The organism is Thiorhodococcus mannitoliphagus (genome assembly GCF_010915725.1).
GTDB lineage: Bacteria > Pseudomonadota > Gammaproteobacteria > Chromatiales > Chromatiaceae > Thiorhodococcus > Thiorhodococcus mannitoliphagus.
Window position 1 is genome coordinate 1 of record NZ_JAAIJR010000132.1, and the last position, 14,213, is coordinate 14,213.

At 63.5% G+C, this 14,213-nt stretch carries 8 protein-coding genes; 6 read left to right on the forward strand and 2 right to left on the reverse strand.

The window, feature by feature from the left end; translation table 11 throughout:
* Positions 1-157: 157 nt before the first annotated feature.
* Positions 158-538 (reverse strand): hypothetical protein, encoded by a 381-nt coding sequence (locus G3480_RS21540; RefSeq protein ID WP_164655946.1) that lies wholly within the window; start codon positions 536-538, stop codon positions 158-160.
* A gap of 607 nt (positions 539-1,145) precedes the next feature.
* Between G3480_RS21540 and G3480_RS21545 the strand changes: the two genes are divergently transcribed.
* The 4 genes from G3480_RS21545 to G3480_RS21560 all read left to right on the forward strand — a co-directional run bounded on the left by G3480_RS21545 (position 1,146) and on the right by G3480_RS21560 (position 11,396).
* A complete protein-coding gene (locus tag G3480_RS21545; protein ID WP_164655947.1) occupies positions 1,146-3,227 on the forward strand; it encodes a TOL_0244 family TonB-dependent receptor in 2,082 nt (693 codons plus the stop codon).
* Between the two features lie 227 nt (positions 3,228-3,454).
* Positions 3,455-4,081, forward strand: a complete 627-nt coding sequence (locus G3480_RS21550; protein WP_164655948.1) for a YfiR family protein — start codon at positions 3,455-3,457, stop codon at positions 4,079-4,081.
* Positions 4,082-4,087: 6 nt separating this feature from the next.
* Complete coding sequence (locus tag G3480_RS21555) at positions 4,088-6,490, forward strand: ATP-binding protein (protein WP_164655949.1); 2,403 nt, start codon at positions 4,088-4,090, stop codon at positions 6,488-6,490.
* Between the two features lie 214 nt (positions 6,491-6,704).
* On the forward strand, positions 6,705-11,396 hold the full coding sequence (locus G3480_RS21560) for an EAL domain-containing protein (RefSeq protein WP_164655950.1): 4,692 nt from the start codon (positions 6,705-6,707) through the stop codon (positions 11,394-11,396).
* Positions 11,397-11,982: 586 nt separating this feature from the next.
* Here G3480_RS21560 and G3480_RS21565 read toward each other — a convergent pair.
* Entirely contained in the window at positions 11,983-12,324 is a 342-nt protein-coding gene (locus G3480_RS21565) for a hypothetical protein (RefSeq protein WP_164655951.1), read from the reverse strand.
* Positions 12,325-12,653: 329 nt separating this feature from the next.
* Here G3480_RS21565 and G3480_RS21570 point away from each other — a divergent pair, with 329 nt between their 5' ends.
* The gene (locus G3480_RS21570) at positions 12,654-13,322 is read left to right on the forward strand and encodes an MlaC/ttg2D family ABC transporter substrate-binding protein (protein WP_164655952.1); all 669 of its coding nucleotides are present in this window, start codon (positions 12,654-12,656) and stop codon (positions 13,320-13,322) included.
* 138 nt (positions 13,323-13,460) lie between these two features.
* A complete protein-coding gene (locus tag G3480_RS21575; RefSeq protein WP_164655953.1) occupies positions 13,461-14,003 on the forward strand; it encodes a retropepsin-like aspartic protease family protein in 543 nt (180 codons plus the stop codon).
* Positions 14,004-14,213 lie beyond the last annotated feature (210 nt).

Consider the following 14,213-nt stretch of genomic DNA (forward strand, 5'->3'; position numbering starts at 1 on the left):
TCGCTATCGTCGGTTCGATACCGATACCGATACCGACGGCCTTGGATGGTCGGACGCTTCATCGAAATTTGACTCACCTGCAAGCATTTTGCGCCCTCAGGGATTCTAGTGGCCCTTGGCACTGGCGGGAGGGCGATTGCAATATTCAGACAGCCTCTCAGTCGGCCGTCTTTGTCGGCTCAGACTCCTCAGCCGAATTGCTCAGACGCTCACTGGTTGCCTCCAATCGCGCTGCGGCGGCATCAGCAGCCTCGGCGAGACCGGTCTGCGCTTTCTTCAGGCTCTCATCGATCTTCTCGCCGGCCTGCTGCGCGGAGGCGTTGACCCGCTCGCTCGTCTCGCTCATGGCGGCCTCGGCCTGCTTTCCTGCCTTTTCCATCGCTGCGTCCAGCTGTTTGCCCATTCGCTCCGCCGGGCCCGCCGGTTGCTCGGGGCTCGCCTCCTGGTCCTGGCCGCAGCCTGCGAGTGCCATGGCAAGCAGGCCAGCGAAGGCGATGACGGCGTGACGTCCGAGCTTGTGGGTCTTGGGGTGATGCATGGTTGTTCTCTCCTTGTCGATTAGAGGCATTAGGGTTTCCGGCTAGCGGCTGTCCGATTGATCGTGTTCTCGGAGTCTTGAGCCCGTTGAGAAAGTGTCCACCAATTGTTTCCCGATGCGAGCGATGCCGCCCGAAATCCCCCCTTTACCCCCCCTTCGCGAAAGGGGGGAAGTTGTTGATGGACGCTTTCTAAGGTGCAGTCGGAGTGCTAAGGGTAGGAAGACCGCAACGGATTTCAAGAGGATTGCAGAGGCATCGACCATTCGCCAAGAGGGTGAATGACGCACGCAAGACAATTCAGCCTCATGGTTCCTGTGCCTCGCGTCTTCGTGTCCTCTCGCCTTCGAGGTTCCAATTGCCGGATTTGGGTCGAAGGGTTTGAGCCTTGCGGAGGCGGCGCGGGAGCTGCGGCGGAGGACAAGCTCCCCGAGCTGCTTGGTCGGCGGCCGGCGGTAATCGACTCGCCCGAGCGAGCATGCTCGCGAGCGGTGTTCAGCGCTGTACACGTGGGTTGGGTGCGCTCGACTTGCAGGACATGGCGGGGTAATTTAGCCCTACACCGCGTATGTTTACGACGGTCTGACGTGGCTGTCGAGGGCCGATCCAATGACAAAAATCATCCGCTGCCTTGGGCCTGTCGTGCTCCGGGCGGCTCAGGCCGAGCGCCCTCGCCTTGCGGCAGTCATCGCCTCCCTTGCGATTCGTCGCGCGCGTGCCTCCCGCCAGGGTCCCCATGGCGCGGCAGCTTTGCTGTTGACCGCTTGTGTTGCGGCCGCATCGGCTTGGGCCGAGGAGGCGCCCCATGATCAGGGGGTCTCCCTGCTCAAGCATATGAGCATCGAGGAATTGATGAACATCTCCGTGACCTCCGTTTCGCGGCGGTCACAGAAATACGCCGATGCTACGGCCGCGCTCTTCGTGATCTCGCGCGAGGACATCCGCCGATCCGGGGCGACCAATATCCCGGAGCTGCTGCGCATGGTCCCTGGTCTGCAGGTGGCTCAGCTCGATGCCAACAAGTGGGCGATCGCGGCGCGCGGTTTCAATGGCCGCCACGCCTCCAAACTGCTGGTGCAGATGGACGGTCGTACGCTCTATACGCCGTTTTATTCCGGCGTCTACTGGGATGCTCAAGATGTGGTGCTTGACGATATCGAGCGCATCGAGGTCATCCGCGGGCCCGGCGCGACGCTGTGGGGCGCCAACGCAGTCAACGGAATCATCAACATTATCACCCGCTCGTCTCACGATACCGAGGGTGGCCTCGCCAAGCTGGTCGTGGGCACCGATGAGCGGATGCTGGGCGCCTTGCGCTACGGCCATAGTCTGGGCGAGGGTAAGTCCTTCCGGATCTCCGCCAAGGGCTTCGAGCGTGATTCGAGCGTGACCATGACCGGAGAGGATGCGGCGGATGATTGGCGCGACGGGAGGCTGGGTTTTCGTGCCGACCTCGATCTCTCCGCGACGGATGTGCTCAATTTGCAGGGTGATGGCTATTGGGGCAATGCGGGTGCGACCGTTAGCCGTCGCGGGACGACGACCGAGACCGAGAGCAATACGTCTGGCGGAAATCTGCTCGCGCGCTGGACGCGTCAGCAGGGATTGGACTCGGGCATGGAACTCAAGGCCTACTACGATCAGACGCGCCGATCGAATTGGACGCTGACCGAGGTGCGAGACATCTTCGATGTGGATTTTCAGCAGTACCTGACCCTTGCCGAGAAACATCTGCTGGTCTGGGGCGTCGGCTATCGTCTGACGCGGGACGACATCTCCGTGACCACCGGCTCCGCCCTGGAAATCGATCCGTCGCAGCGCAACGACTCCACTTGGAGCTTCTTCATTCAGGACGACTTCAGCCCCTTGAGCGACAACTTCCACCTGATCGTCGGCAGCAAGTTCGAGCACAATGACTACACGGGTTGGGAGGTGATGCCCACGATTCGCATGCTGTGGAATGCGTCACCGACCACGAATGTTTGGGCGGCGGTCTCCCGTGCGGTGCGCATCACCTCGAGGTTCAACAGCGACTCCTATATCGACGCTGGCGTGATCGTTGTGTCCGGCAACCCGGACCTGGAGTCGGAGCGACTCACCGCCTACGAAGTCGGGCTGAGGATGCGGCCCACCGAGCGCTTCTCGTTCGACCTCACCACCTTCTTCAACGACTACGATCAGCTCCAGGGGTACGAGACGAGCGCAGACGGGCGCTTGACTGTCTCGCAGAATGTGGGACGCGGCGAGGGCTACGGCATCGAGCTGGCTAGCAACTGGGACGTGACTTCCATCTGGCGGCTCAAGCTGGCCTACAGTTGGCTGCGGATGGAGCTGGCCACCGACGACCCGGTGTCCGGTACCTCGATTCTGAGCTTGATCAGCGACGATTCCGCGCCGCGCAATCAGGTGAGCCTGCGCTCATGGCTCGATCTGCGGTCGGACTTGGAGCTGGATGTCAACTTCTACTATGTCGACGAGCTGATCAATTTCGATACCGCAGCCTATCCGCGGCTGGACATCCGGCTCGGCTGGCAGGTGCGCCCGGACCTCGAACTCAGCTTGGTGGGCAAGAACCTGCTCGACGATACCCATCCGGAGTTTTCCAAGTTCGGGGGCAACTCTGAGCCGGAGGGGCTGGTCTATACTCAAGTCGAGCGGAGCCTGATGCTTCAGGCGAAATGGTTCTTTTGAGGCGCTTTCGAGGCGAGATTTCCGCGCGGGGAGTCTGAGGCTGGAGGGGGCACCCCGTGGCGTGCGGGGGCTTGATGCGCTAGTTTGGGGTATGCTGGCGACGGCCAGACGGCCAGACGGCCAGACGGCCAGACGGCCAGATGCTGGGTATTCTGCGACGGAGCAGTTGGTCGGGCGGTCGAGTGGGTCGCCGGACTGGAGCCAAGGAACGAACTGGTCTCTCTTGGATGACGTCGATCTCGCGAATTCATTGTCGGCATGGAGCCGGACGGCTGCCGCACGCCTGGTCTGGGCGTGTTTGTGGCAGCTTTGCTCCCTTCCTCATTGGTCTGCTGCTTTGCTGCTTCATCTATCCGCTCTGCGATGCTCGCGCCCAATCTTATTCCGAGGCCGATCTGCGTGCCGTCTTTCTGCTCAATTTCTCAATTTTCATCGACTGGCCGGCCGAGGCCTTCGAGGCGCCCTCGAGCCCCTTCCGATACTGCGTGCTGGGGAGTCAGGTGCTGACCGGCAGTTTGAGAAGCGTGCTTGCTGAAGAGACCTTGGGCCAGCGTCAGCTGCGTCTGATCGCTGCCGAAGATCCATCGTCATGGCGTCGCTGTCACATCATCTACCTCGATGACTCTGCGTCTCAGGGGCGCTCCCAAGTCCTGAACGCGGTCAAGGGGATGCCGGTGCTGACGGTTGGTGACTCGGAAGCCTTTGCCCGATCCGGCGGGATGATCGGCCTGGTCCGCAAGGGCGGGAAGCTGCGTGCCGTCATCAACCGCGAAATGGCGGAGCGTGAAGGGATTCGCATCAGCTCGAAGCTGCTGCGGCTGTCCATTCTCGTCTCGAGCGAGGCGGGGCAGTAGAGGTTGATGCCGCGCTTTCAAAACCTGTCGATTCGCTGGAAGGTCATCACCGTGGTGATGCTCGTTGCCGCCGTGGTTCTGGGCATTTCGGTGGTGCTGGTCTCGGTGATGGACATCGTTGCCATGCGTGCTGCGCTGGTCGAGCGTATCGGCGCCCTTTCCCGGGTTGCCAGCATCAATGTCGCGGCGCCCTTGGCATTCAAGGACGCGGATGCCGCCGAGGAAGTCTTGGCGGCACTGGGCAGCGAGGAGGACGTCATCAGTATTCAGCTGAGGACGGCTGACAAGACCCTGTTCGCAGACTACGAAAGTCCGCGCCCCCAGCATCGCGATTGGGTCAAGGACATCCTCGAGGACGAGCGCGCCGAGTGGGAGACATTGCTCAGCCGAGAGTTCTCGGGGCGATCCTCAATCCTCAATTTTCGAGATGGATATCTTGATCTCGATCTGGCCGTGCTGGTCAACGACAGAAAGCTTGGCTACCTGGATATCCAATACGATACGACGGAGCTTGGCCAGCGCATCCTCTATCAAGTGCTGCTTGCGCTGCTGATCTTCTTGGCGGGCACGGTTGTCGCTTTTCTGCTCGCCGCGCGTCTCCACCGTCTCATCTCACAGCCGATTCGCGATATCGCTGAGGTGATGGAGCGCACTGCCGCACAGCAGGATTTTTCGGTTCGACTCAATGCTGGCCAACGCGACGAACTCGGCACCTTGATGCGGGCCTTCAACACCATGCTCGAGCAGATCGAGCTGCGCGATGTGGAACTGCGCGAGGCACGCGATGCGGCCGAGGCGGGCAGCAAGGCGAAGTCCCAATTCCTGGCATCAATGAGCCATGAGATCAGGACCCCGATGAACGGCATCCTGGGGATGGCTGAGCTGCTGCAGGGCACGAGCCTGGACGCGCGGCAGCGGCATTTTACTCAGACCATCCAGTTCTCGGCCGACGCGCTCCTGGCGATCATCAACGACATCCTCGACTTCTCCAAGATCGAGGCCGGACGCTTGGAACTCGAGCAGTTGGATTTCGACCTCTGCGCGGTCGTCGAGCGCACCATGGATCTGCTCGCCGAGAGCGCGCGCACCAAGGGGCTTGGCTTTCAAGTCCAGATTCCGGCCGGCTTTCCTAGCCTGGTGCGCGGGGACGCAGGTCGGTTGCAGCAGGTGCTGACCAATCTGCTGTCGAATGCCGTGAAGTTCACCGAGCGCGGCAGCGTGCAGCTGCGCCTCTCTTGTCTTGCGGAGACCGCCACGAGGATGCATACGCGAATCGAGGTCGCGGATACCGGGATCGGACTCGCGCCCGAGGATTGCGAGCTGATTTTCGAGCGCTTCAATCAAGCCGATTCCTCGACCTCGCGGCGCTATGGTGGAACGGGTCTCGGTCTGAGCATCAGCAGGCAGCTGGTCGAACTCATGGGTGGCGTCATCGAGGTGGAGAGTCTATTGGGGCAGGGCTCGGTATTCCGGTTCGAGATTTGGCTCGATAAGCAAAGGGAGCCGCTGCTCGAGCCAGACCTCTACCTGCGGGGATTTCGCGCCTTGGCGATCACCGCTGACGACCAGGCACGTGAAGATCTCCGTCGCTCTCTCAAGGCGTGGGGGGGCGAGGTCGTCTGCGAGCATGACCTGCGCGACGCCTTGGTGGTCGCCCTGACCCGTGGCTCTGCCGGAGATCCCTTCGACCTCATCATCCTGGACCAGGCGCAGCTGCCTGCGCGCGAAGGTCCCGCGGGTCGCGTGCTGGTAGAACTCATCGCGCAGTCTGCGGCCGCGCTGGCCCTCAGCCCGCGCGGCCGCGAGCAGGGAATCGATCTGGCCTGGGGGCGCCTTAGAGTCTTGACGACGCCGATCGGTTCGCACGAGCTGTCGCGCTGTCTGGGTGCTATGATTACCGATTTGCGTCGGAGGGTGGCGGGCGCCGACAGGGCCGATACAGATCCGCAGCTCGGCCAGCCGGCGAGCCTGGGGCTCGATGTCTTAGTCGCCGAGGACAACGCGGTCAACCAAGAGGTGATCGAGAGCATGCTGCGAGCCCTCGGATGTCGCGCGATGCTGTGCTCGGACGGCGCGGCCTTGCTGGATGCGCTGGCGGCTCAGACACCGGACCTGATTCTCATGGATTGTCAGATGCCTGCGATGGATGGCTATGAGGCGACAAGACGGGTGCGCTCCCAAGAGCGCCGTGAGGGCGGCCATGTTCCCATCATTGCGCTCACTGCGCATGCCATGCTGGGCGATCGGGATCGGGTGCTGGCAGCGGGCATGGACGACTATCTCAGCAAGCCATTCAAGCTGTTAGAGCTGGCCCAGGTGCTGCGGCGCTGGTCGCCGCGCGATCGCCATGCGCAGGGATCCCATGCCGCCGATGTGCCTCCGGCGGCGGGACAGGAGACGCGCACATGAGTCGAATCCGTTGCTCCGCATTTGGGGCATGGTTTTGGCGCAGCTTCTCTGGATGAAGCGCTGGTTTAGAGGTTGTCTGAAAATCATCGTCGAGACCCTGATGGGCGGGTGTAGGGGCGACTGCAGTCGTCCCGAGTTTCCAGACAGCTTCTTCAGGATGACTATCGGGCGATCCTGCCCGGGAGTATTAGGGAAAGTCCTTGGTTGCTCTCAAATGAAAGCCTCTTCATTCGCGATCTTCGACGCTCAGCTCTCCCGTATTCGGCTTTGGAGTGCGCTGACTACGCTGCTGGTTGCAGCATCGCTCTTGACGCTTGTCCTGCTGCTCAGCCTGTCCCTAGGCGCACGCTTGGCGTTTGGGCTCGGCGCACTGCTCCTGGCGGTTGGCGCTGGATGGGGGCTCGCTGCCGCTCTGCAGCGGCGTTTGCTTGGGGCTGCGCGGGACGCCGAGGCTGATCCTGCCCTTGCCACTGCGCCAGCCGTGCAAGTGGATGCCGCCGCCCAAGACGCTCCAGCCGCATCGCCCCTCGGGACGGCAGCGGATGCTGACGCCGATGGCTCCAGGGATTTTGGTGTTCCCAGGGATTGTGGTGTTCCCAGGGATTCCGCGCGCCACGAGGAGGCTTCGGTCCTCCCCGTCGACAAGCCGGCGGACATCCCGACCAATCTCGGCCGAATGGACTTTCTGGCCGAGATGAGTCACGAGATCCATACCCAACTCAATGGCTTGTTGGGCACCAGTGAGGTGCTGCTCGGCACTGAGTTAAGGCTCGAGCAGCGGCGCTTCGTTGAGGCCCTGATGCGCTCCGGCCAGGCTCTGCACATGGCCTTGAGCGAGATGCTGGACGTCTGGAGCATCGCTTCCGGAGAGGCCCAGCTCGAAGAGCGCGAGATCGACCTTCGGGAGCGCATCGAGGAGACCCTCGATCTCTTCGGCCGGCGCGCGCAGAACAAGGGGGTCACGTTGAGCGCGGACCTCGCCACGGACCTACCCGAGCATGTGCGGCTCGATCGCGTGCGTTTCGGTCAGGCCTTGGCGGGCCTCATCGGCGCGCTGCTGCAGCGCCTCCAAGGGGGCGAGCTGGTCGTTCGGGCGACGGTTCTATCCCGTGATGGCGAGCGCGCCGAGATCAGACTCACGGCATTGGCGACGCAGGCCGATGTCATGGCCGCGATTCGTGATGATGCGCTCGAGCGCTTTGCGCAGAGCGCCGAGGGGGCGGTCCAGCACAGAGGTGGAGCAGGGCAGGGACTTGGGATCAGCAAGACCTTGGTCGGCCTGATGGGTGGGACCACGGGTCTTGAGATGAGCGGCGAGCGCGGCATGAGCCTTTGGATGTCGCTGCCGGTCAGGGTTGCTCATCAGGGTTCGAGCCTGGGACAGGTCGAGATGCCGCTCAAGGGGCTCAGCATCTTGCTGGCGGTGCCGCAGCCGCTCAGTCGGGAGATCTTGGCGGGCTGCCTGGGCCGATTTGGTGCCCAAGTGTTCGCATGCGCCGATGCGGATCAGGCATCCGCTGTCATCGACGATGCGGTGCGAGGCGAGGCCGCGCTGCACGCCATGATTCTGGATTCGGAGCTTCCCGGCATCCAGTCGTTGGTCTCGGTCAGAATCCCGAGCGCTGAGTCCCCTCCCCGGGACCTGCCAATCCTCTACCTGGCGCCCGCACGTCCCGGCTGGGTGATGGCGGAGGTGGCGGCACTCGGTATCGAGACATCCTTGACCAAGCCAGTGCGCCAGCGTCAATTGCTCGCGTCCTTGCTGCGGCTCTGTGGTCGGCGCGCAGCGGAAGAGCCTGCTGCAACGGCGGTTGCGGCGAGCGGTGCCCAGGTTTCCCAAGCGCTTGGTCTCAAGGTGCTGGTCGCCGACGACAACGCCGCGAATCAGGATACGGCTGGTGCCATGCTGGAGGTCCTGGGCTGCAAATCCAAGGCTGTCTACGATGGCAAGGCCGCCACTGAGGCCCTGGCCGCCGAGCCTTTCGATCTGATCCTCATGGACTGCAAGATGCCGGTGATGGATGGCTATGAGGCGACGCGCAGAATCCGGCTGGAGGAGTCGGGCAGTTCGCGGCGACCCCTGCCCATTATCGCCCTGACAGCGCATGCGATGGAGGGCGATCGGGAGCGCTGTCAGGCTGCGGGCATGGACGACTATCTGACCAAGCCGGTCTCGCTGACGGCCCTGCGGGCGGCCCTGATGCGCTGGTCGCGGGAGCGCGCGCTTGGGCACATGGCAAGGATGACCAGTCCCGAGGAGGCTGACCTGGACCGGCTTGCGGATCTCGGCAAGCCGCCTCCGGCGGAGACCTTGGAGCTTGATGATTTAGATGGCCTGCCTGTCCTGGAGCCAACGGCATTGGACGAGGTGAGGGACCTGAACCCCTCAGGCGAGGATGCCCTCATCGCGCGTGTGGCGCGCAGCTTCCTCGAGTCCTCACCTGGGCTGATCGCAAAGATCCGAGAGGGTCTGCAAGAGGGGCGGCCGCAAGGCGTCGCCGAGTCCGCCCATTCGCTGCGCTCCGCTGCGCGGATCCTTGGCGCCGCCAGGTTGGGCACCCTCTGCGGGCGCCTGGAGCAGTTCTCGAGTGCTGGCTGCACCTATTTTCCGCCGAGCCAGGTCGTCGAGTGTTTGGATCGGATCGAAGCCGAGTCGCGTCAAGCCGTCGAGTCTTTGCTCGACCACGCTGAGCGCGCGGCTGATGCTCAGGCCGGGGCCGTGGTGATGCACGGAGGAGCGGCGTCGGCCCAGGTGTCCGCCAAGAGTTCGCTGCTCGCGGCGGATGCTGGGCCCGAGGCGGACAGCGTGGCGCCTGGGCGGCCCTTGGTCTTGGTCGTCGATGACAATGCGACCGTCCACTCGGTCGCCCAGGTCGCGCTCGAGCGCGCCGGGCTGCGCTTCGCGGGTGCCCATGATGGGCAAGGTGCCATTGAGGCGTCGCGCTTTCAGCGTCCGGATCTCGTCCTGCTCGATGTCATGATGCCGGACATGAACGGCTACGAGACCTGTCGACGCTTGCGCCGGCTGCCCGGTCTGGAGCTGACGCCGATTCTGATCATGACCGGCTTGGAGGACACCACGGCCATCGAGTGCGCCTATGAGTCGGGTGCCACTGATTTCTATGCAAAGCCCATCAACTGGAGCCTGCTGACGCATCGGATCCGCTACATGCTGCGGGGCCATGCGACCATGGATGCGCTGCATCGCAGCGAGGCGCGCAATAGCGCCCTCATCGCGGCCATTCCGGATGCACTGATGCGGCTGGATGCCGAGGGCAGCGTGCTGCAGCATAAGCTCGGAAGTGTGCTGGAGAAGATCGGTGTGCAGCCGGATACGCAAGTCGAGAAGCTCTGTGATCTGCTGCCGGAAGCGATTTGCGCCATGATCCTGCGCGAACTCGAGACCACGCTCTCCGAGCATGGTGTCCGGGAGCTTGAGGTCGAGCTGCCGGACGCCCAGGGTGATCCACTGATGTTCGATGCGCGGCTGATCGCCGTCGACGGTGAGCAGGTCATCCTGCTGCTGCGCGACATGACCGAGCGCCGCCGCCGTCAACGCGTGATCCACCAGCTTGCCTATCAGGACAGTCTTACCGGGCTGGCGAACCGCCAGCAGTTCAATCAAGACCTTGCGGCCGCGCTCAAGACCACCCGACGCCGCGAGGACAGGGTCGCGCTGCTCTATCTGGATCTCGATCTGTTCAAGCGCATCAACGATTCCCTGGGTCATGGAGTCGGCGATGAGCTGCTGCGCCAGGCCGCCCGGCGACTGCAACTGGCGGTCGATGACGCGACCACTGGCGCCAACGGGCGCGGCGGTGTGGTTGCCAACACGGTCGCGCGTCTGGGCGGGGACGAGCTGACGGTCATCCTCAAGGGGCGAGGCGCTGAGCGACTCGTGACCTCGGTCGCCGAGCACATCGTCGAGCGTTTTCGCGAGCCCTTTCATTGCTCCGAGCGGATCATCGTCTGTACGGTCTCTGTCGGCATTGCGCTGAGTCCGCAGAATGGCGACACACCCGAAGCCTTGCTCAAGCATGCCGACACCGCGCTCTACGCGGCCAAGCTCTCGGGTCGCAACACCTTTTGCTTCTTTACCGCTTCGATGGGGGAGCTGGCGTCGCGTCGCCTGGATGTCGAGGCGGGGCTGCGCCAGGCGCTGGATCACGGCGAATTCAGGTTGTACTACCAGCCGATCATCGATCTGGAGTCGGGCGCGGTTCAGTCGCTCGAGGCCCTGTTGCGCTGGGAGCATCCCGAGCGCGGACTGCTCGAGCCGGGCGCCTTCATCTCGGTCGCCGAGGAATCCGGGCTAATCTTGCCGATCGGCATCTGGGTCATCGAAGAGCTGGAGCGTCAGCTCGCGCTCTGGTCTGCCCAGGGCGCGACGCCGTCGGTCTCCCTGAATCTTGCCAATTGCCAGTTCAGCGACCATGGGCTTGCCGCGCGGCTCCAGGCCTTCGCTGACGCGCTGCCGCCCAGAAGCGTCGAACTCGAGATCACTGAGAGCCTGCTGATAGCCCGCGATCCACGCCTCATCGAGACCCTCAGCAAGCTCAGACGGCAGGGGCTGGGTGTGGCCATCGATCACTTCGGTACCGGCTATTCATCGCTAGCGCTGCTGAAGCACCTCCCCATCGATACCTTGAAGCTGGATCGGACCTTTGTGGAGGCGATCGGTCGTGATGCGGCGAGCGATCTGCTCGTCAGCACCATCATCGGTCTTGGTCGCGGCCTGGAGCTGCGCGTGGTGGCTGAAGGTGTCGAGACCCAGGCGCAGTTGGACTTCCTGCGTCGCGAGGGCTGTCATGCCGCGCAAGGGTTCTTCTTGGCGATGCCTGCCGCACCGGCCGAGCTGGAGGCGCAGGAGCTGAAGTCCCTTGGTCTCGTTTCCCGGGCGCACTGAGCGCGCTAGATCCTGGCGGGGCATCCAGCCCCGCGCATATAAGCGCCGAGCGCTTCGCTCAAGCCTAGCGAGGCTTCGCCTCAGACCGACGCGTCATGCCCTCGGGATCGCTATCGTCGGTTCGATCCCGATCCCGATCCCGATCCCGATCCCGATCCCGATCCCGAGGGCCTTGGATGGTCGGACGCTTGATCGAAATTTGATTCATCTGCAGGCATTTTGCGCCCCTAAGGATTCTAGGAGCCTGTCCGACTTAGGATGAATCGGCTGCGGAATCGGGAGAACGGTCCCTTTCGCCCCGCTTTTTCGTTACATAGAACCACTATGCGCCTCAAAACCGGAACGAAATGGCCTCGCTCTTCCACTTCCTCGCTTCGATCCCCCCCAAGTCGGACAGGCTCCTAGGAGCCTGTTGTTTGGCCTTGGTCATCAGTTGGGCCGGTAGGGTGGACGAGCGAGAGCGAAGTCCACCGAATCCCGCGTCGGCGTTGGTGGACTGCGCTGCGCTTGTCCACCCTACAGAAGACGATTGGCCGAAACGATGATCGACGCCTGTTGTTTCCCGGAAGTCGCCTCGACGTCCTGATCAGATGACCTCGAGCGCCCGTACCAAGGCGTGTAGATCCGGCGCTTGCTCAAGGGCGCCCTCCCAGAAACGGTAGCTGCCGACGTCCGGTGCCGACCCGACGCGTAGCTCCGCGACGAAGCCGCTGGCGCCTTCGGGCGCTGGGTGCTCGCACGGCTCGCCGAGCGCCTCGATCAAGGCTTGGAGCCGGGCTTGCTCAGCGACCGTTAGTTGACCTCGGCGCGGCTTGTGACTGCTGTGATCGCCGCAATCGATGCGATAGGCGCCAGACGCCTCGACGCGAATGTCCAGCATGTAGTCGTCTTGTCCAACGACACGATAGTGCACAGGCTTTAGGGCCATTTTTTTCACTGCCTCCGTCCGCACCATGGGTGGAGTCATCATCATAGACCTCGTCGCCTGAGTGTGGGTGGAGCCGGTGCCCCTCAACACCTATCGGTTCCCCGAAATCAACCTGAACAGCCGCTCCAAGCCTGCGTAGCCAGGCCATCCTGGCCTGGTTTGCCAGGGCTGGAAGCCCTGGCTACATAAAACCCATAGGTGGTGAGGCCGGTGCCCTTTGATGCTTGCTTTTCACCGGGGTGGTTGGCACCCTCGCCAGACTCGTCCGACCCTTCGTTAGAGCCAATATCATTCGTTCGAGCCAATACAACTCAGTCAGGAGGAAATCGATGAAGTCTCGTCTGCTCTGCTCTGCCGCCCTGCTCGCTGTCGCGTCGGTCCCAGTCTCCGCGCAGCCGCAAGGCTATGGTCCCTCGGTGGGATCCGGCTATCCGGCACGCGCGCCCCTCCCCTATGCCGGGATGCCTGGGCCTGGTGGCGCCAACTCGCCGGCTGCGAGTGCGGAGATGGCGGCTGTGGCCGCGCTCAAGGAGGGCATGGATAAGTTGCTTGCTTTTCTGGAGCAGGGAGAAGCGCCGAACAATCTTCAGGTCGCCGCCTTTCTGGATCGCGAGATCGCACCCTACTTCGATTTCGACTACATGGCGCAGTGGGTCGCGGGCCGGGCCTATGAGGGGATGCAGCCGGAGGAGAAGAAGGCCCTAGCGGCCCAGCTCGAGTCCGACTTCCTGTCGACCTTGGCGCGCAATCTGCTCGGGCTCCAAGGGCAACAAATCCGAATCCTTCGTCCGCGGCGGGGTCCGCGCGGATCCGTGAATGTCAATGTGGCTGTTATGCAGGCTGGCGGCCAGCCAACGCGTCTGGAGTTCCGCATGTCAGACTCCGATGACGGCTGGAAGGTCTACGACGTCGTCGCCAACGGGCAAAGCGCGGCATCCTACTACCGTGTTGAGTTCCAGCGCACGGCGCGTCAGCAACTGGGCTATGTGCCGCGCTAGTTCCGCCGGCGTGCTCAGGTCGTCGCGCCTGCGGCGGCCTGCGCGCAATCCTTCCCAAGCCCGTCCCGGTCACCGGGTTGCGCAGTGGACGCTGCGCGAGATTGCGGGCATCCATCGCCCCTCGGCCCTGCAGTCCGGATGAGGGATCCAGCTCCCAGTCGCGACGATTTCCCGTCACGCGTCGGGCGTGCCATGCTCTTCGGCGCCTGGATCGTCGGGCTGGCGCTGCTTGCGATGCTCTTCGACCGTCTCTTCGAGCGACAGGAGAATCCCAACCCGAGCCCGGTCATGACGCGGACCCTCGAGGGCGTGCCGCAAGTGGTCCTGGAGCGCAACCGGGCCGGTCATTTCGTGGCGACCGGGGCGATCAATGGCGTGCCGGTTCGATTCCTCGTCGACACGGGGGCCACGGACGTCGCACTTCCGCTGCCATTGGCGCGCCGCCTGGATCTGCCGATGCGTCCAGGCGGGATGTCGGTGACCGCTAACGGGACCGTGCGAACTTGGCAGGCCCGGCTCGATCGCGTCGAGCTGGGTGGTCTCGTGGCCACCAAGGTCCGCGCCAGCGTGCTGCCCAACATGCCCGGTGAGGATGTTCTGCTTGGGATGAGCTACCTGCGCCGATTGGAGATGATTCAGCGCGGCGATCAGCTCATCTTGCGCGGTCATCTTGGGGAGTGACTTGGGCTTGGTTGCCTCCCTGCGCCATGGGGCTGCAGCGACGGCGGCGTTGATCATCGGGACCGTCCCATCGGTTGAGTCGACGCCGCGCATCCTGCAGGCAAAGCGACGTGGGAGCCGGGGCCCCCCCCCCCCCAGCCCGCCCCCCCCGCCCCGGGGGCCCCCCCCCCCACGGGGGGGGGGGGGAAAAAAAGATAGAAGCACGCCCGA

Bases quoted from the DNA above. Each gene is read 5' to 3' on its own strand.
- G3480_RS21570 (WP_164655952.1), top strand. From the start codon at position 12,654: ATGAAGTCTCGTCTGCTCTGCTCTGCCGCCCTGCTCGCTGTCGCGTCG.
- G3480_RS21575 (WP_164655953.1), top strand. From the start codon at position 13,461: ATGAGGGATCCAGCTCCCAGTCGCGACGATTTCCCGTCACGCGTCGGG.
- G3480_RS21540 (WP_164655946.1), bottom strand. From the start codon at position 538: ATGCATCACCCCAAGACCCACAAGCTCGGACGTCACGCCGTCATCGCC.
- G3480_RS21560 (WP_164655950.1), top strand. From the start codon at position 6,705: ATGAAAGCCTCTTCATTCGCGATCTTCGACGCTCAGCTCTCCCGTATT.
- G3480_RS21545 (WP_164655947.1), top strand. From the start codon at position 1,146: ATGACAAAAATCATCCGCTGCCTTGGGCCTGTCGTGCTCCGGGCGGCT.
- G3480_RS21555 (WP_164655949.1), top strand. From the start codon at position 4,088: ATGCCGCGCTTTCAAAACCTGTCGATTCGCTGGAAGGTCATCACCGTG.
- G3480_RS21565 (WP_164655951.1), bottom strand. From the start codon at position 12,324: ATGGCCCTAAAGCCTGTGCACTATCGTGTCGTTGGACAAGACGACTAC.
- G3480_RS21550 (WP_164655948.1), top strand. From the start codon at position 3,455: ATGACGTCGATCTCGCGAATTCATTGTCGGCATGGAGCCGGACGGCTG.